Origin of the sequence: Rhizobium sp. AN80A, assembly GCF_030053015.1 — a bacterium.
Classification (GTDB): Bacteria; Pseudomonadota; Alphaproteobacteria; order Rhizobiales; family Rhizobiaceae; genus Rhizobium; species Rhizobium metallidurans.
The window spans coordinates 1,040,952-1,058,085 of record NZ_JASJPX010000002.1 but is presented as its reverse complement, the minus strand read 5'-3'; the positions used below and the strand labels follow the sequence as shown (position 1 = coordinate 1,058,085).

The following is a 17,134-nucleotide window of genomic DNA, read 5'->3' as shown; positions in this document are numbered from 1 at the left end:
GCGCAAGCGGGATGGGGTCCCTGCACGGCGTGCCGGCGACCGTAAGATTAAAGTCGATCAGGCAGACTGTGCGACGTGGCGGCGCCGTGAAGGGCAAAGGCAAATGACGCGAACTCTGTTCCGTATTGGATTATCCGTCACAAGAATCTCATGGCGGCGATGCCATTCGTTAACATCGAAGGCCCTTGTCGTTCTCATTTGAACCGTATCAGACCTCCGTCCGATGTCGGGTGGGCGATCTTCCGATAACTTCGGGATCATCTTGAACGATCCCGTCGCGTTGGCGGCTTGATTTGGAGGACACAATGCGCATCACCACCCTGGCTTCCATCGCCGCCCTGTCTCTTGCCCTCGCCGCAAGTCCCCTCGCCGTCGCCGGTTTCGACATCGCGGCCATGGCGAAAGGCGGAAACGGTGGTGGCAATGGAGGGGGAAGCGGCGGCAATGGCAATGGTGGCGGTGGTCATGGCAATAGCGGTAGCCAAGGCAGCAGCTCCACGCATGGTAACTCACAGTCGCAAGGCAACGCCGCGAGAGGCAAGTCAGGCGAAGCTGTTGGTCAGTCGCAATCCAGGAAAGCGGAGCGAACACCTGCCGTTACCACGAAACAACGCAAGGCTTCGGCGGAACTTGCCGGTTTGAACTCACTCAATCGCAGCTTCAAGGCCTATCTGCACACGTCCGACCCTCGAATGACCGCCATTTCCGCCTACGCCGTGGCATATGCCCAATATGAACTTGATAACGGTGTCGAGCCGTCCGAGGATGACCCGATCCTCGGCGACCAGGCCCTGAAAGATGCGCTGGCATCGGCGACAAAAACCGGCGAAGTCAGCGCTGCCGCTCTCGAAAAGGCCAAGTCTATTCTCGGTGTCGGTGAGGCCGAGGGAAAGATTGATCAGATCAAAGCCACGCTTACGCCGACAAAGTCGACCGAGGACGCAGATCCCGCGGTTGTTCGATCGAATTGAGCGGGAGCGAAATCGGTGTATAGCTCAAAGTGATCCTGAAATGTCAGCAACGGATTGGGGTGAGGTCGGCATGTCTCTGAAACACAGCAGTCGGCGCTCGCTGCACTCACCCCTCTTCGTGAAGGCGGGCAAGGCAAAGCGGAGATTTGAGCGTATTAGGGAGTCGCCGGCGCATCTGGCGCTCGGTCGACTTATCGGGTTAATGCCCCATGACAGCGACGTTGGCCAACTGGTCCTCAACGACATGGCAAACTTGTACCCGACGCTAGCAGTTCAGCGCACCATCGCGCATAGGTCATGCGCAACCTTGCTTAAATGATAGCGGAAGTTAATCTCCTTGGAGGATTTGATTCGCACGATTGAGTGGGGAGCGCGATCATGGAGCATCAGAAGAGAGGATACCTTCTGGCGGACGAGCCAGTCGAGTTCCTTCTGCTCGCCGCCGGGTTATTGGCCATCACCATTTTGGCGGGCGCCGTGGTGATCATTGCCGCGATCTTTTAGCAGGACCGTCGGCGTCGATGCGGCGGAGGATCAGGTTGTCGCCACCAACTTGGCGACGAATTGACGCTCGTGGCGGGGCGAGGGCGAAGCTGTTTGGATTACGATGAGATCCCCACTTCTGATCTGCGGCCTCGCAATAAATGACAAGGCGCGTAACGCATCGTGCTTGGCGAGATAAGCGGCGATCTGCTCAAGACCGTTTCCCCTATTGCCGGTAGCACCGCCCGGCTGGTGAGTTTGGGTATGGCGGCGACATTTCCTCAGCCAAGCCGCGAGATCGCTCTTTAACAGTTCCCGGCGATTAAGGATCCAACGCAGTTCCTGGAGGCAATCGTCGTCTGCTTGCGCTGCAGCTGGCTAAACCGAGAATGCGGCACGCCGTAAATACTTGCCACAGTCTCAGCAATAAGATCGTTCGGGGATACGGCGGCGCTCACGCCGCCGGCCCAGCCGATCATTTGACGGCTGTCAAAGTCGCGTGCATTCCGGCCTCGTAGTGACCCTTGATGTTGCATAGCAGGAGATATGCACCGGGCGTGAGTTTGGCCTTAAGCGATCCGTCAGCACCTGGCTTGAGCTCGGACACTTCACCGAGGCTCTTTAGCTGATGCTCGTCGACCCGGTGCTTGCCTTGTTGAACTGCTACCTCTTGGTTGATCGACTTGAGCTTCACTAGGACCATCTCGTGTTCCTCGGTCATCGCGTCGTTGTGTACTTGGAATACCACGTCACCTGCCTTCACGGTTGGCTGATCGACTGTCAACGACATCGCGCCGCCGCCTTCACCATCTTCAATGACCTTGACAGTGGTTGCAGCGAAAGAGGGCGCGGCGACGCAAAGCACGGCGACTGCGCCGAGTATGCTCTTGTAGTTCAACATGCGGCTATTTCTCCTCAGTGTTAGCCCAGCACTTGGACACCTACGAGGGCGGACTGACGCCTACCTGAACCCATGAAACATCGGGTTTGCGGATGCATTGCATTCTCCGCTGCGGATCGCGAACGTTGCTGGACTGATCCGCGCTACGAGTTCAGCCGGTTGTCATCTGGCGTAAAACATCTGTCCGGAAACAAAAGTGCTGGACAAGTGCCCCGAGGACATGGACCGCAACGACGGCCCAAAGCACGACCTTCATTAAATCGGCGTGGATCGACCCAGCGGCATTAACCCCAAAGTAATACGGCGCAATCCCGCCCTTTGCCGACATCACACGATAAATTTTTACCCGTTGCATTGGAGCGCAATTATCGCGCTCGGGTTGTTCTCAAAGTTAGAACCAATGGCACTGGTGTGAGCGAAAATGATCGACAAAAGGACCTACAACAGACGCAGCGAACTCACGACATCCGCAACCATTGTAGCATTCGTCCTGCTTCGTATCGCGACATTCGCTTTCAATCTGAGCCTGTCGCCATTTCACTACTTGATGCTTGGTATAGCTATGGCTATCGGCTTATTCATTTGGAATTTCCGTCCCAGGCGGAAGGTGTATCGGTGTTAATCAGCAACCGGATTTAGATCGATAGCAGCTCTTTCCACCCTGCCCAAGCTCAAGCTGTCGCGGCTGCGCGACATTGGCTGGTCACTTTGGGACCCAATAGGGTTATTGAGTTCCGGACAGCGATGGGACGAGGCCAACGCGCAAGAGTTCGCGGATGAGTATGATTCCTACTTGATAGAGGCTGCCGGACTTATACATCGCGGCACCCCAGATCGAGACGTTGTAGAATTCCTCGTGAGAAAAGAGACAGCTCACATGGGTTTGACACTGCAAGTCGATACTTATGAACGCGCACTGTCGACTGTTGCAGCCATTAAGGCGGACAAAGAGCTTTGGACAAACTCGAATTCGACCTCCAGTCGTGGCGCGTAGTGGAAGACGGCAATCGGCCCGAAGAAGCGGACGTCGACCACAGAATAGCATACGTCATTCCCTGAGCTGACGTTCATTAGCTGCGTCGTATTTCCGGATATCGCCCTGCATTCGACCATGCCAACGGTCAACGAAAGCAATCGTGTCCGCCGCCGCAAGATGGGCGCTGAGTGCGGCCTGATCTACCCAGCGTTCCGCGATCAGCAATCGCCCTGATTCCGGCGCGTCGACGGCGGCATCATAGGAGATGTTTCCGGGGCGCTGGCGTGTGGCTGCGGCAAGCGCTGTGAGATCGGCCCGGAACTGCGCCAGATCGGTTGGGTCGACATGCATGTAGCCGGTGATGATCAGCATGAGATATTTTCCCATCCGCACCTCTGACGTCCGATCTTCGGCAATCAGAGGTGCCTGTTGTTCGGCAATGATCAGGCGGTGATCAGCACTATCTTGCCCTGGATACTTCTTTCGGAGGCGCGACGATGGGCCACCGACGCCTCGGCCATTGGATAGGTGCTGTCGATCGCCACCCGAACGGTGCCGTCCTCGAGAAGGCGGCCGGCTTGCGCCAATTGCGCACCGTTGGAGCGCACCTGGGTCGTTGACACGGTGATCTGTCGCTTGGCGGCATCATCATGGCCGGCAAAGCCCAACGGGTTGACGAGATACAGGCCGCCGCCCGGTTTGATGCTGGGCAGAAAGCGTTCCATGTGCGCGCCGCCGACGGCATCGAGCACCAGGTCGACATCCTTCGCTACCGTTTCGGCCGCCACCTTGGTGTAATCGATCACGGTGTCTGCGCCGAGGTCGGTGAGCAGCGCCCCGTGTTTGCCGGAGGCGACCGCAATCACCCGCGAGCCTTGCCATTTGGCGATCTGCACCGCCAGATGACCAACGCCACCGCCGGCGCCGTTGACCAGCACGCTCTTGCCGTTCAGCGGCATCGGCGTGTGCGCGAGGGACTGGAACGGGTTCGGCGCGTCATGGCCCAAGTCGACCAGAAACTGCCAGGCGGTGAGCAGCGACATCGGCGCGCCTGCAGCATGGACATGATCGATCCGCGAAGGCTTCAGCGCCAGTTCCGAGGCCGAGACGCGCACATAGTCGGCATAGGCGCCGCTACCAGTCATCAGGTCCTGCGGAAACCGGACCATCGCATAGACGTCGTCACCAACCTCAAATCCGGTAACACTCGCGCCAACGGCCGCTACGACGCCCGACACATCGGTGCCGAGGATCAAAGGGAAGGTCGGGCTGGGTTGCCATTCCGGCGGCAGTCTCCGGTAGCCGTCGCGCAGATAGAGATCCGGTGGGTTGAGGCTTGTGGCGTGGACACGGACCAGCACCTCGTCCGTCGCTATCTCCGGTCGCGGGGCATCCTCATAGAGCAGAACCTCCGGACCTCCGAATTCGTGCAGTCGCACGGCTTTCATCATTGCAGTCATCATTGCCTCGCTTAGCTATCTGGCGTTCGTGGACAAAGATATGACTGACGCCGTCAATTGATAATGATCGCTAACTTCGCTTTAATAGTGCCATGAAGGAACAAATTAGATTTGATCGGCTGACGGGATTGATTGCTTTCGCGCGGGCTGGCTCGCTCGGAAGCTACACCGCCGCAGCCCGCTCGCTCTCGATCTCCCCGTCGGCAGTCAGCAAGAGCATCCAGCGGCTGGAAAAACAGCTTGGCGTGGCGCTGTTTGCACGCACGACACGCTCCCTAACGCTCACCAGCGAAGGGCACGACCTGCATGAAAGGGCGCTTCGGCTGCTACAGGACGCCGAGGACATCGAGCAGGCGGCGAAAGCGGCGCGCACCGAGCCGGCCGGCACAATACGTATTGCGGCATCGCTGCCGATCGGCCTGCATGTGATCGCGCCGGCCCTGCCACAATTCCGAAAACACTATCCCAAGGTGAGCATCGACCTGCGCCTAAGTGATCAGATCGTCGATCTGATCGAGGGCGGATTCGATCTGGCCGTCCGTATCGGCGATCTGGCCGACTCGCGCCTTCTCTCCCGACGACTCGCGCCGCATCGATTGTGCTGCTACGCCTCTCCCGACTATCTGGCGAGGCGCGACCCACCGACACATCCGGACCAGTTGCACGATCATGAAACGGTCAGCCTGCGCTACCAAAGCAGCGGCCAGATGTTCCGCTGGCCGTTTCGTATCGGGGATAGAGAGGTCGAGATCGTGCCGTCATCCGCGATCGTCGTCGATGCAAGCGAAGCGGTGCTTGCGACCATCGCCGCCGGTGCCGGGATCGGGATGGCGACTAGCTTCATGGCCGCCGCCTGGGTGAAGAGCGGTGCGCTCGTTCCGGTTCTGGCGAACTATGCCGTGGAGCGGCACAACATCACCGCCTTGTGGCCGGAAAGCCGGCGGTCCAATCCGGCGGTTCGCGCCTTCCTCGAAAGCCTGGTCACATTGCTCTGAAAACGGCGCGTCAATGACCGCTTCTGGCGCCAACAGCGGTCATGCCGTTCGGAAAAGTGAAGCGCTTTTCGCAGCGTTGGAAACCCGGGTTTGACGGTGAGGGGAATGACGAGGACGATCGATTTCGGTGCTCGATCGTCCTCTTGCGCGGCCGCTCATGTTGCTTCCCTTAAGCGAAGTCTGTCGAAGATGCAGTCTTCCGCCATGCACTGACGATGGCTGCATCGGCCGCATGTTTCGCCTCGATGGCCGCGACTTTATCGCTGCCCAGCGGTAACCGGACAGGCGGATTGGCTGTGTCCACGAAGTCCACCAGGACATCGGCGAGTTTGGACGGATCGCCCGGTTGATTGTGACTAATTTAGCGCATTGGCGTCAAGCAATAGATTGGCCAGGGGGCTGCTGATCGGCGGAAAATCGGCATTCGGAACAAGCGCATGAACCTCGGCACCGAGGTGCTGAGCCAGGGCTCGAGCGTGGAGTGCGATGTTGCTGGCATTTCCATCGGGGTAGGTATGAAGGGGAGAAGTACTTGAGTCACGAAGGGCGACTGCGAAGAGAGATCTTGGCTTCCGGTTCGATAGTCACGATCGTATTTTGATGCACCTCTACGAAACGCGATCCACGCGCGTTGCATCGTGGCTCGGCAAAGGCGCGTGATTATTGTCCTCGGATCGGCTAGTCTCCACTCTCACCGCGCGGTACGTGCCTTGCGAAAGGAAGAGCAGTGATCGCGCATGCCGTCATTATTGCGACGAGAAGCCAGGCTTCATTGATCGCTTCGACGGAACTCGCGGTTTGGACGAGTGGATCGAGCAACGCTGTCTTGCCGGCATCAAACGCGCCGGACTGATGAGCACTGACGATGCCCGCTGGAGCCCCTATGAATGCGGCGGTTTTCATGTTGCCACTCTCGAGGCCCTTCCAAAGCTTTTCGCCCAAGACATCGGTGCGGGTGTAGATGATGGTGTCGATCAAGGCGATCCCGATCGCGCCACCGAGATTACGCATGAGGTTGAAGAGGCCGCTGGCATCTGGAACCCGGTGGGGCGGCAGCCCACCAAGTGCAAGTCGGGTGGGAGGTAGAAGGCAAAACATGATAGCCACGCCGCGAACGACCTGCGGCCAGAACATCGCATCATAATCAGATCGTGGGTCCTGAAACGCGCTCATGGCAATCCCCACGGAAAACAACGCAAAGCCGCACGCCGATAAGACGCGCGGGTCGGTCTTCTTCTCCAACGCAACGGCAATCGGCGCCGTGATGAGTTGGGCAACGCCCGTGACCAGCATCGTCATGCCGATTTCAAACGCGTTGTGTCCCCGGACAAACGCCAGAAAGACTGGCATCAGGTACACGGATCCAAACAGCCCTATGCCAAGAGTGAAACTTAGGACCGAACCAACTAGAAAGTTGCGGTCTCGGAAGTTACCCAGTTCGACGAGCGGTGGTGATCGCATCGTGCAACGCCATGTGAAAAGCGATCCGGCGAAAAAAGAGCAGCCGAGGCAGCCAACTACGTACAATGAGATCCACCCACTCGTCGGCGCTTCCTTGAGCCCGATTTGCAAAGCGGCGAGAGCTCCCGCCATCAACAGCAGGGATATCCAGTCGAGCCCCTGACGTGCTGAATGATCCACGACATGGCGTGGTAGGGTTCGCGATGCCACCGCGGCCGCGAGCGTGCCCGGTGCCAGGTTGATCAGAAAAAGCCAATGCCAGGAGTAGGTTTCGGTGAGCCAGCCACCAGCTATCGGCCCAACCGTCGGCGCGAGAACAGCGAGGACGCCGGCAATCGTTGTCGCTAGTGCCTGTCGCTGGCTGGGAAACAGGATGAACACCGCGGAAAAGACTGACGGGATCAAAGTCCCACCGGAGAACCCCTGGAGGACACGCCAGCAAACGAGCTCGCTGAACTCGCCGCTCGCGGCGCAGCCCGCCGAAGCAATCACGAAAAGGATCATTGAACCCACGAATAGCCAGCGCATGGTCAAAACCCGGGTGAGGTAGCCGGTGAGCGGGATGGCGACGACCTCGGCGATCAGGTAGGCGGTCTGGATCCAGCTCATCCGATCCGGGTTGATTTCAAGCGCGGATTGGATCGTCGGGAGCGACGTCGCCACAACCTGGACGTCAAGGATGGCCATGAACATACCGGCGCACATCGCCACGAACCCGATCCAGACTAAAAGCGAAGCGCGGAGACCTAGAGGAGGATCAGAGGTGGGCATCATATGGTGGTCCTGAAAGCGCCGCGTTCTCGGTCTTGATGCGTACAAAGAGTATAATCGCGTTGGCGATGGAAAATACAACCGCGTAAACCGGTTGGCCAAGGCATAAGGGAAGCACGGCGATCTCGCCGACCACGACAACATAGTTGGGATGGCGCGTAAAGCGATAAGGGCCCGTCCGCACAAGCGTCTCACCGGGCACAACAATAATTCGGGTTGTCCAGCGCGTGCCGAGCGTCAGCAGGGTCCAGAGCCGCAAAGCCTGCAGCAGACCGAACGCCGCCAGCCAGCCAAGATCCACCGTGGAATTCCATGATAAAAGCCACAGGCCCGTGAGCCAGGAGGCGTGAAGCGCGACGATCAAGCCATAATGTTGCCTGCCAGTCTCGTGGCCACCTCGCCTTAGCAACGCTCGAGTGTTGCGTCCCGCTAGCCAAAGCTCACCCACGCGCTCAGCGGTGACAGCCGACAATAACACATACGCCCAGATCATGCGGTTGTCCTTAGCGAGACACAGCTCACGGTGAAACCTGGACCCATCGCCGTCAGCAGTATGCGTGGCGGAGGAGCGGACGCAATAAGCCGATCGAGAACGAACAAGGCTGTCGGAGAGGACATGTTTCCGAATTCCGAAAGAACATTGCGTTCATGGTCGAGTGTGCCACGATTGACTATCAGGGCGCTCTCGAGCGCGTCAATGACCTTTGCACCGCCGGGATGGCATGCGAAGCGATCCACATCTCGGATTGATAGATTGGATCTTGAAAGTATTCCTTCAATCGCGGGGCGAAGATTTTCTTCCGCGAACGGCGGGATGGCGCGGTCGAAAATAACCCCCAAGCCTTCGGGATCGACACTCCAGCCCATGATGTCGAGAGTGTCGCACCAGGTATGCTGGCCGCTCATTTCGATCTCAGCCAAGCCCGCGTCGCCTGCCCTGACTATGCAGGCGGCGGCACCGTCGCCGAACAAGGCGGTCGCGACGATGTTGGCCTTCGTCAGCTTGTCCAGCCTGAACGCAAGCGTGCAGGTCTCCACGGCGACAAGAAGGACCACGGAATTTGGACGCGACGCCGCCAGTCGGGCCGCGATCGACAGACCCGAAACGCCCCCCGCGCAGCCGAGACCAAAAACAGGTACTCGCTCGACGTCTTCTCGAAATCCCATCTCTTTAGCGACGCGAGCCTCCAGGCTGGGCGTCGCGATTCCCGTTGAGGATACCGTCACGATCGTATCGACGTCGGACGCGGCAAGGCGCGCGGCTTCAAGGGCACGCTTCGCCGCTTCAACGAAAAGAGCGCTCGCACCCTCGATAAAAGCGGCGTTTCGGGCTGGCCATCCGGCCGTGGCCAGATACCAGTCAATCGAGCGGACGCCATAGCGTCGACGTATACCGGAGCTTTCGAAGACGTTTGCCAGCCGCTCGAAGTCGCGAAATCGAGCCGAAAAGGCCTTGTACGCAGCGGTTGCGGCGTCTCGCTGATCAATGATGTGTGGGGGCAGGGCGGTCGCGAGGGAGACCAGTTTCACGGATGGGCGCATTGGGATCCTAGGGCGACTGTCTTTGAGACCGAGCTTCGCCAAGACTTCTGGTCCGAAAGTAGGAACGTTCTCCCGGGGTCCAGGGTTTCCAGGACATTATTTTTATTCCAGGGAATTTGCGAAAAAGCAGAACTTAATGCGCTTTGGTGCCGGCGCCGCCCATCGTCCTAGCGTCACGGCTATCAACCAGGCCATATCTTTAACGAGCATCACTATCGCTTTCCGAGGCCGTTGAGCTGACGTTTGGAACAAGCATGCGCTCCATGGCTTATATAACTTGGATCACCAAGCCTCAGCGCATTCTTGAATTCCGGTGCCTGGCGCATCCATCTTTCGGGTTATCGTGCTCGACCTCGACCCTATCTGAAACAGAACGGCGTGGGTTGAAGCCGCCCAATGCCGGAAAAATTAGCTGGGAACCAAAGATGCCATCACCAATCCGATTGGAACCTTCACGCAGGGAGCTGCTTGTGTCCTCAGCCGCGACGGTGGCGATTGCCGGAGCCGCGACGGGTGTATGCGCGGCCGACATTAGGAGAGAAATCGTGGAAGAACAAACGAAAGTCGTCTTTGAGGTCAACGGAGAAACGAAGCATTTGACGTTGGATAACCGGACCACCCTTCTCGATGCGCTGCGCGAGCACCTCCATCTCACTGGGACGAAGAAAGGCTGCGATCACGGCCAGTGCGGCGCCTGCACCGTCATCGTCAATGGCCGCCGCATCAATTCCTGCCTGACACTCGCGGTCATGCATGAAGGAGAGAAGATCACGACCATCGAAGGTCTCGGGCGGCCCGGCAATCTTCACCCGATGCAAGCCGCGTTCGTCAAGCATGATGGATTTCAGTGCGGTTACTGCACCCCGGGACAGATCTGTTCTTCCGTGGCGGTACTACAGGAGATTGACGCCGACATCCCGAGCCATGTCACCGAAAATCTTATTGCCCAAGCAACCGTGACATCCGCGGAGATCCGCGAACGCATGAGCGGCAATATCTGTCGATGCGGAGCCTATTCCAATATCTTGGACGCCATCAAGGAAGTCGCGGGAGTGCCGGCATGAGGGCGTTTTCCTATGAGAGAGCATCGTCCGTCGAAGCGCGGCGCGAGCGGCGGCGCAAAATCGAGAGGCGAAGTTCATCGCCGGTGGCACCAATCTGCTCGATCTGATGAAGCTCGAGATAGAAAAGCCATCGCATCTTATAGATGTTAATGGCCTTGGACTCGACAAGATCGAAAAAGCACGGGATGGCGGCTTGCGCATCGGCGCCCTGGTGCGCAATACCGATCTCGCGGCTGACCAGACCGTGCGCCGCGACTACGGACTTCTTTCGCGCGCGCTCGTGGCCGGGGCGTCCGGGCAGCTGCGCAACAAGGCGACGACAGCCGGTAACCTTCTTCAGCGCACGCGCTGTCCCTATTTCTACGATCCCAACCAGCCTTGCAATAAGCGTGATCCGGGCAGCGGCTGTTCCGCCATTGGCGGGATTACCCGCCAGCTCGGAGTGATCGGTGGGAGCGAGGCCTGTATCGCCACCCACCCTAGCGACATGGCCGTGGCGATGCGGGTGCTGGACGCGGTCGTGGAGACCGTCAAGTCCAACGGAGAGAAGCGTTTCATTCCGATCGCCGACTTTCATCGCTTACCTGGCGATACGCCGCATCTCGAGACAACCCTCGAGCGGGGCGAGTTTATCACGAGTGTAACCTTGCCTCCGCCCATTGGTGGCAAACACATCTACCGAAAGGTTCGAGACCGCGCATCCTATGCGTTCGCGCTGGTATCGATCGCGGCCGTTATCCAGCCCGATGGTAGCGGCAGGGTCGCGGTGGGCGGCGTCGCCCACAAGCCGTGGCGCGTCGAGACCGCGGAAGCCGAACTAAACAAGGGCGCTCGCGCGACGGCGGCGGCGCTTCTTGCCGATGCACGCCCGACCGAGCAAAACAAATTCAAGATAGGCCTGACCGAGCGCACGCTTGGCGCCGTTTTGTCAGAGGCGAGGGAATAGGTCATGCAGTTCGAAAAACCAGCAACAACTAATCCGATTGATCAACTCAAAGTCGTTGGGAAGCCCATTCACCGCATCGATGGCGAGCTAAAAACCTCGGGCCGAGCCATGTATGCCTACGAATGGCACGACCCGGCGCTACGATATGCCTATGGCTACCCTCTTGGTTCGGCCATCGCCAAGGGACAGGTCATATCCATCGACAGCGCCGCCGCGAGAAAGGCGCCTGGCGTGCTCGGGGTCATCACCACACTCGAGGTCGGCGATCTGCGGAAGGGCAAGATGAACACCGCGAAGCTCTTCGGTGGCAGGGAGATTAAGCACTACCACCAGGCGGTCGCCGTCGTGGTGGCCGAGACATTCGAACAGGCGCGCGCCGCGACCGCCTTGATAAAGGTTGACTACGCGCCTGAGAAGGGTGCGTTTGATCTAAGGGCCGAGATGGCAAATGCCAAGACGCCGGATCCCTCGACCGAACCCGAGAGCGCCGCGGGTGATTTCCAGGCAGCCTTTGGTACTGCCCAGGTTACGCTCGACGCCGAATATACCACGCCGGATCAGTCCCATTCCATGATGGAGCCCCCCGCGTCGATCGCGGCTTGGGACGGTGATGAGGTCACGGTCTGGACATCAAGCCAAATGATCGACTGGTGGCGTACCGATCTCGCGACGACGCTTGGCGTCGAGAAGGAGAAAGTGCACCTGATGTCACCATTTATCGGTGGTGGCTTTGGCGGCAAGCTTTTCCTTCGTGCTGACTCGGTGCTCGCGGCCTTGGCCGCGAAGTCAATTGGACGACCGGTCAAGGTGGCGCTTCCGCGACCGATGATACCGAATAACACGACACACCGGCCGGCGACGATCCAACGTATTCGCATTGGCGCCGAACTAGATGGGAGGATCACGGCGATCGCGCACGAGAGCTGGTCAGGCGATCTTCCAGGCGGTGGTCCGGAAACCGCTGTGATGCAAACGAGGCTGCTTTATGCTGGTGAGAACCGGATGACGGGGATGAAGCTTGCCACGCTTGATCTTCCGGAAGGAAACGCCATGCGTGCGCCCGGCGAAGCTCCCGGTCTAATGGCGCTCGAAATCGCCATGGATGAAATGGCGGAGAAGCTCGCCATCGATCCAATCGAGTTCCGGATCAAGAACGATACCCAGGTCGATCCGGAAAATCCCGACCGCCCGTTCTCCCATCGCGATCTGATTGGCTGTTTGAGACTTGGTGCCGAAAAGTTCGGCTGGGACAAGCGGACGCGCCCAGCGAAACGGCGCGAGGGAAACTGGATGATTGGCATGGGGGTCGCGGCAGCTTTTCGCAACAATCTCGTCATGCCATCCGGGGCGCGGGTCAAGCTCGATCAAGATGGTGTCGTCACGGTCGAGACGGACATGACCGACATCGGCACCGGCAGTTACACGATCATCGCTCAGACCGCCGCCGAAATGATGGGCGTCAACGTCGAAAAAGTCGCTGTCCGGCTCGGTGATTCCAGGTTCCCAGTGTCGGCGGGATCGGGCGGTCAGTTCGGTGCCAATTCCGCGACTTCGGGAGTTTACGCGGCCTGCGTCAAGCTTCGCGAGGCAATTGCCAGCAAACTGGGATTCAACTCGGCCGACGCCGTGTTTGAGAATGGTGAGGTCAAATTGGGCAACCGGATCGTGGCGCTGGCAGAAGCCGCTGGAACCGATGGTATTGTCGGCGAAGATACGATTGACTGGGGTGACCTGACCAAGACCCACCAGCAGTCCACCTTTGGCGGGCATTTCGTGGAGGTCGGCGTTGATGTCGCCACTGGTGAGACGCGCATTCGCCGCATGCTGGCCGTGTGCGCGGCCGGCCGCATTCTTAATCCGATCACCGCCCGCAGCCAAGTTATAGGCGCGATGACGATGGGCGCGGGTGGGGCATTGACGGAAGAGCTTGCGGTTGATACTCGCCATGGCTTCTTCGTTAATCACGATCTCGCGGGCTACGAGGTACCCGTTCACGCGGATATTCCTCATCAGGAGGTCATCTTCATGGACGAGACGGACCCATATTCGTCTCCGATGAAGGCCAAGGGAGTGGGTGAACTCGGTCTATGTGGCGTCTCGGCGGCTATCGCGAACGCGATCCATAACGCGACCGGCGTTCGGGTCCGACATTACCCTATCACACTCGACAAACTGATCGGCGAGCTGCCGGATATTGCCTGATGGTATGCGGTGGCCGGGCGAGGCCGCCGCCTCATTCATCAATGGCCTAGCTGGAATCCCCGATTACGCGGCTGCCCGATGCTGTCGACAAATCGTAAGCCTTGCCGCGATGATATTGGTCGCCAGTCGCAAGCGGCTCGAGGAGAGCGATAGTTGGCTGCGTTTCAAGCCAAGCCAGACAAACATTGCCGCTGACGCAATTTGCGATGAGGTTTGGTCAACACCTCGCACGAGACTGGTGCCTACGCTTAAAACGAAAGGCTCGCCATAATGGGAGTCCTCGCAATGAGTGGGGAAACGAGGGCGGTGCCGTCTAGGAATATCATTCGCGTCGCATCAAACAAAAAGAACACCCGTGGACCAGATAATGCTGCGAGCGTCAGTCCTCTCGAAGAGCTCGCCTTTGCTCGTGGAGACGTCAAAATTTCAAGTATCGATACCCTCGATAGCGGGCTGTCTCGCCCAAAACGAGCCGCTATTAGCCTGAGCGAGATCGAACTTCAACACCTCGCCTCAGACCTTAGTCTGAGATGTCTCCGACCTAGGTCCGACCACGGAACTACCAGCAGGCAAAGCCGTTTTCTGGCTGCGACGAAGCTTCCAAAAGGAGATGAACATGTCTTTCAAACTTACAGCGACCGCGATCGCGGCGATCACCCTCATGTCCGGCGTCGCCGTGGCGCAGTCGGGCACTGTTAATGGCGCGGCTGGCGGAGCGGTCACCGGCGCCATCGTCGGCGGTCCCGTCGGTGCGGCCGTGGGCGGCGTCACGGGCGCCGTGGTCGGTACGATCATCGATCCACCGCCCGCAAAGGTCGTTACCTATGTTCGCGAAGCGCCGGCACCGGCGGAGCCCGTGATTGTGCGGGAAAAAGTCGTGGTTGGCCACGCCTTGCCAGAGACGGTCGTGGTCACACCGGTGCCCGAAAATCCGAAGTACGGCTACGCGATCGTCAACAACGAGCGGGTCATCATCGAACCTTCGTCCCGCAAGGTTATTCAGGTCATCAATTGATCGAACTCGGTTGGGCGGCGCGGCAAATGCCTTGCCGCTCAAGCCGATCTGACCACCGCCGCCGATATGACGCTGGCAAATGTCTTCGCACAAAATGGATACTGACGATGAACGGGCTCGCGAGTGTCGCGTTTGGAATAGTCACCGTTATGGGCACGGTCACGCTTGCCGCGTCGATTGCTTCGATCGGCATGGCGGAAAACACGCAACAAGACTTGCGCGGTCTAATGGATGCCAATCTTTGGACAACCGAGCCCACGCGTGTCTATCCGGCCCTCCAGACTTATATACGATTGCCCCCCGCACTTTCGACGTATGCGATGGCGGACACCCGGGAGGTTGCGAAGAAGCCACTAGCGGTCGCCGCGTCGGCGCCCACCGATACATCGCCGCTATCGACCGGAATGTCGGTAGCGCATCTGAATTGGTGCTCATCGCGCTACAGATCGTTCGACCCGACGACGAACACATATCGCACCTTCGAGGGACAGGTCCGCGTGTGCCAGCCGCCGTTTGAAAGCCGCGATCCGGCGTCGACGTCGCCAGTCGCGGCCCTCCCGGCGAACACGGCAAGATGGTGCGCCAGTCGCTACAGATCCTATCGCGCGGACGACAACACATATCAGCCCTACTCTGGGCCACGCGTGGAATGCACGCCACCGGCTGAAGCCCAGACGGTCGCGGCGATCGAATAATCGGCGCATCCTGGACCAAAGCCCGTTTTGCTCTGCAGTTCGTTGTGGTTAGCTTCCTAGGGACGATAGGAAGATTAGGTTTCGCCGCCAAGAACATCGACCGAAACTTGGCAGAGCCACAAACCGTACGCGATGGATGGGCCCACGGTGAGCGGATTGTACTTTTATCGCGCATCTTGCCCGAGCCGCGGAATATCAGGACAGACCTGCTTGGCCGTGTCAGGGCGCGCAAGTTCGAGCTTGGAATTTTTGCCGCACCCGATTCCGACCTGCGCCACTTGGCGCCGACGATACACTAGGAGCGATCATGCGTGTTCTGATTGTCGAGGATGAGCCGGCTTTTGCGTTGATGGTGGAAGACATCGCGATGGCAGAGGGTTTCGAGATCGCGGGGATTGCCCGAAACACGGCCGAGGCGATGGAGCTGGCGCCCGAGGCTGATATCGCAATTCTGGACGTGCGCCTCGCCGATGGGCTGACAGGGCCGGAGATCGCAAGGCAGCTGGTCGACCATTTCAACGTCGGCATCGTCTACCTGACGGGAAATCCTGATCTTGTTGGCGACCGGGACGGGGTGCACGTCGTCGTCAAACCACCGAGTTTACCGAGCGTTGTCGACGGCCTACGCCAGGCCGCAGCGTGGCGCAGCCGCCGTGCGCGACAACAGAATGCACAAGATGGCGTGGGAAATGCCACGTCCAAACCGCAACAGCACTGACAGGAGCACATCGTGACAAACACTCGAGCTAGGCACGCCAGCGGTGCGGTCGTCGAGATCATGTCGGCGGACCGGGCGTCGTTGCGAACCAGTTCGCCTGATGCCAACGACGCGGCCACCGAACTCGAGCGTGGCTTTGACCTGCTGTTCTTCCTCCGGGAGATGGACATTCTGGCCGATGAACTTGCCAAGCTTGCCCCATCGATGGATCGGACCGCGCTTGAGCTTCGCCTGGCGCAGATGCGGCAGGTGGTTGAATTTCGCCACAAACAGCGCACCGATCGCCCAGAGGTCGAATGATCGATGCGAAAGATCTGTGCGGCGGAGATCCATGCGCCATTATCTGCGTAGACAAGGGCATAAAGGCCGGAAAGGGCGCAATCATGCTTTCAAGGCGCTGCCTACTGAGACTGGGATGCGGGGCGACCGTCGCCCTTTTTATCTCGGCGATGCCACTGACGCTAAGTTTCGGGCCGCTTCCGGCGCCGACGACGAATGCCGCGCATGCGAAGGACGGCAATGACGGCAACGGCAATGGCGGCGGAAATGGCAACGGCGGCAATAATGGAAACGGTTCCAGCAATGGCAACGGCAACGGCGCAGGCAATGGAAACGGCTCGGGCAACGCCGGCAACAGTTCCAGCAACGCGGGTGGTAACGGGAACGGCAATGGCAACGGGGGCGCGGGCGCAAGCGGCAACTCCGGCAAGGGCGGCGGCTCGTCGCCATCATCTCCCTCCGCATCATCAGCCTCGGGCGTTAAGGCCACGGAAAGTTCAGATGGCAGTGTCGATGTTCGCCACGGCAATGGCATAACCGAAACGCTTCGGCGCGGTCGCTACATCATGCGGGATTCGAAAGGCCGCACCATCGTGGACAGGCAGGCGACAGCCAACGATGTTCGGCGGCTGAACCGGTTTGTTCGCTAGAGCGT

At 59.1% G+C, this 17,134-nt stretch carries 16 protein-coding genes and 3 pseudogenes; 11 read left to right on the top strand and 8 right to left on the bottom strand.

The window, feature by feature from the left end; all coding sequences use genetic code 11:
- The first annotated feature begins 305 nt into the window (after positions 1-305).
- Together P3R82_RS11630 and P3R82_RS11625 are read left to right on the top strand one after the other, a co-directional pair.
- Entirely contained in the window at positions 306-971 is a 666-nt protein-coding gene (locus P3R82_RS11630; protein WP_112436352.1) for a hypothetical protein, read from the top strand.
- 378 nt (positions 972-1,349) lie between these two features.
- Entirely contained in the window at positions 1,350-1,475 is a 126-nt protein-coding gene (locus P3R82_RS11625; protein ID WP_283193903.1) for a hypothetical protein, read from the top strand.
- Between the two features lie 454 nt (positions 1,476-1,929).
- On the opposite strand, the gene P3R82_RS11620 is transcribed toward P3R82_RS11625, so the two are convergent.
- From P3R82_RS11620 to P3R82_RS11605, 4 genes and pseudogenes are all read right to left on the bottom strand, one after another.
- Complete coding sequence (locus P3R82_RS11620; protein ID WP_111564744.1) at positions 1,930-2,355, bottom strand: sulfocyanin-like copper-binding protein; 426 nt, start codon at positions 2,353-2,355, stop codon at positions 1,930-1,932.
- Positions 2,356-2,506: 151 nt separating this feature from the next.
- A pseudogene (locus P3R82_RS11615) lies at positions 2,507-2,668 on the bottom strand (cytochrome b/b6 domain-containing protein); the annotation flags it as partial.
- A 735-nt stretch (positions 2,669-3,403) separates the two neighbouring features.
- Positions 3,404-3,703, bottom strand: coding sequence for an antibiotic biosynthesis monooxygenase (locus P3R82_RS11610; RefSeq protein WP_111564740.1), 300 nt, complete (start codon positions 3,701-3,703; stop codon positions 3,404-3,406).
- 71 nt (positions 3,704-3,774) lie between these two features.
- A complete protein-coding gene (locus tag P3R82_RS11605; protein ID WP_112436356.1) occupies positions 3,775-4,791 on the bottom strand; it encodes an NADP-dependent oxidoreductase in 1,017 nt (338 codons plus the stop codon).
- Between the two features lie 92 nt (positions 4,792-4,883).
- On the opposite strand from P3R82_RS11605, the gene P3R82_RS11600 reads away from it, so the two are divergent.
- On the top strand, positions 4,884-5,786 hold the full coding sequence (locus P3R82_RS11600) for a LysR family transcriptional regulator (protein ID WP_112950309.1): 903 nt from the start codon (positions 4,884-4,886) through the stop codon (positions 5,784-5,786).
- Positions 5,787-5,955: 169 nt separating this feature from the next.
- On the opposite strand, the pseudogene P3R82_RS11595 reads toward P3R82_RS11600, so the two are convergent.
- From P3R82_RS11595 to P3R82_RS11580, 4 genes and pseudogenes are all read right to left on the bottom strand, one after another.
- Positions 5,956-6,147: pseudogene (locus P3R82_RS11595) on the bottom strand (short-chain dehydrogenase/reductase); the annotation flags it as partial.
- A gap of 317 nt (positions 6,148-6,464) precedes the next feature.
- Complete coding sequence (locus P3R82_RS11590; protein ID WP_111564816.1) at positions 6,465-7,952, bottom strand: DHA2 family efflux MFS transporter permease subunit; 1,488 nt, start codon at positions 7,950-7,952, stop codon at positions 6,465-6,467.
- Positions 7,953-8,004: 52 nt separating this feature from the next.
- Positions 8,005-8,511 (bottom strand): isoprenylcysteine carboxylmethyltransferase family protein, encoded by a 507-nt coding sequence (locus P3R82_RS11585; protein ID WP_111564737.1) that lies wholly within the window; start codon positions 8,509-8,511, stop codon positions 8,005-8,007.
- On the bottom strand, positions 8,508-9,560 hold the full coding sequence (locus P3R82_RS11580; protein WP_111564736.1) for a type III polyketide synthase: 1,053 nt from the start codon (positions 9,558-9,560) through the stop codon (positions 8,508-8,510). Before P3R82_RS11580 ends, P3R82_RS11585 begins: the two co-directional genes overlap by 4 nt.
- A 425-nt stretch (positions 9,561-9,985) precedes the next feature.
- Here P3R82_RS11580 and paoA point away from each other — a divergent pair, with 425 nt between their 5' ends.
- The 8 genes and pseudogenes from paoA (at position 9,986) to P3R82_RS11540 (ending at position 17,129) form a co-directional block, all read left to right on the top strand.
- Positions 9,986-10,624, top strand: a complete 639-nt coding sequence (gene paoA, locus P3R82_RS11575; RefSeq protein WP_111564735.1) for an aldehyde dehydrogenase iron-sulfur subunit PaoA — start codon at positions 9,986-9,988, stop codon at positions 10,622-10,624.
- Positions 10,621-11,570, top strand: a pseudogene (locus tag P3R82_RS11570) (xanthine dehydrogenase family protein subunit M). The gene paoA and the pseudogene P3R82_RS11570 overlap by 4 nt, the downstream one beginning before the upstream one ends.
- A gap of 3 nt (positions 11,571-11,573) precedes the next feature.
- Positions 11,574-13,772: an aldehyde oxidoreductase molybdenum-binding subunit PaoC gene (paoC, locus tag P3R82_RS11565; RefSeq protein ID WP_283193902.1), complete on the top strand. Its 2,199-nt coding sequence runs from the start codon at positions 11,574-11,576 to the stop codon at positions 13,770-13,772.
- A 616-nt stretch (positions 13,773-14,388) separates the two neighbouring features.
- The gene (locus P3R82_RS11560; protein ID WP_111564732.1) at positions 14,389-14,787 is read left to right on the top strand and encodes a DUF1236 domain-containing protein; all 399 of its coding nucleotides are present in this window, start codon (positions 14,389-14,391) and stop codon (positions 14,785-14,787) included.
- 107 nt (positions 14,788-14,894) lie between these two features.
- A complete protein-coding gene (locus tag P3R82_RS11555) occupies positions 14,895-15,482 on the top strand; it encodes a BA14K family protein (protein WP_162724759.1) in 588 nt (195 codons plus the stop codon).
- Positions 15,483-15,789: 307 nt separating this feature from the next.
- Entirely contained in the window at positions 15,790-16,200 is a 411-nt protein-coding gene (locus P3R82_RS11550; RefSeq protein ID WP_283193901.1) for a response regulator, read from the top strand.
- A 12-nt stretch (positions 16,201-16,212) separates the two neighbouring features.
- Positions 16,213-16,500: a hypothetical protein gene (locus P3R82_RS11545; protein WP_146618549.1), complete on the top strand. Its 288-nt coding sequence runs from the start codon at positions 16,213-16,215 to the stop codon at positions 16,498-16,500.
- A gap of 80 nt (positions 16,501-16,580) precedes the next feature.
- Positions 16,581-17,129, top strand: coding sequence for a hypothetical protein (locus P3R82_RS11540; protein ID WP_111564815.1), 549 nt, complete (start codon positions 16,581-16,583; stop codon positions 17,127-17,129).
- The last annotated feature ends 5 nt before the right edge of the window (positions 17,130-17,134 follow it).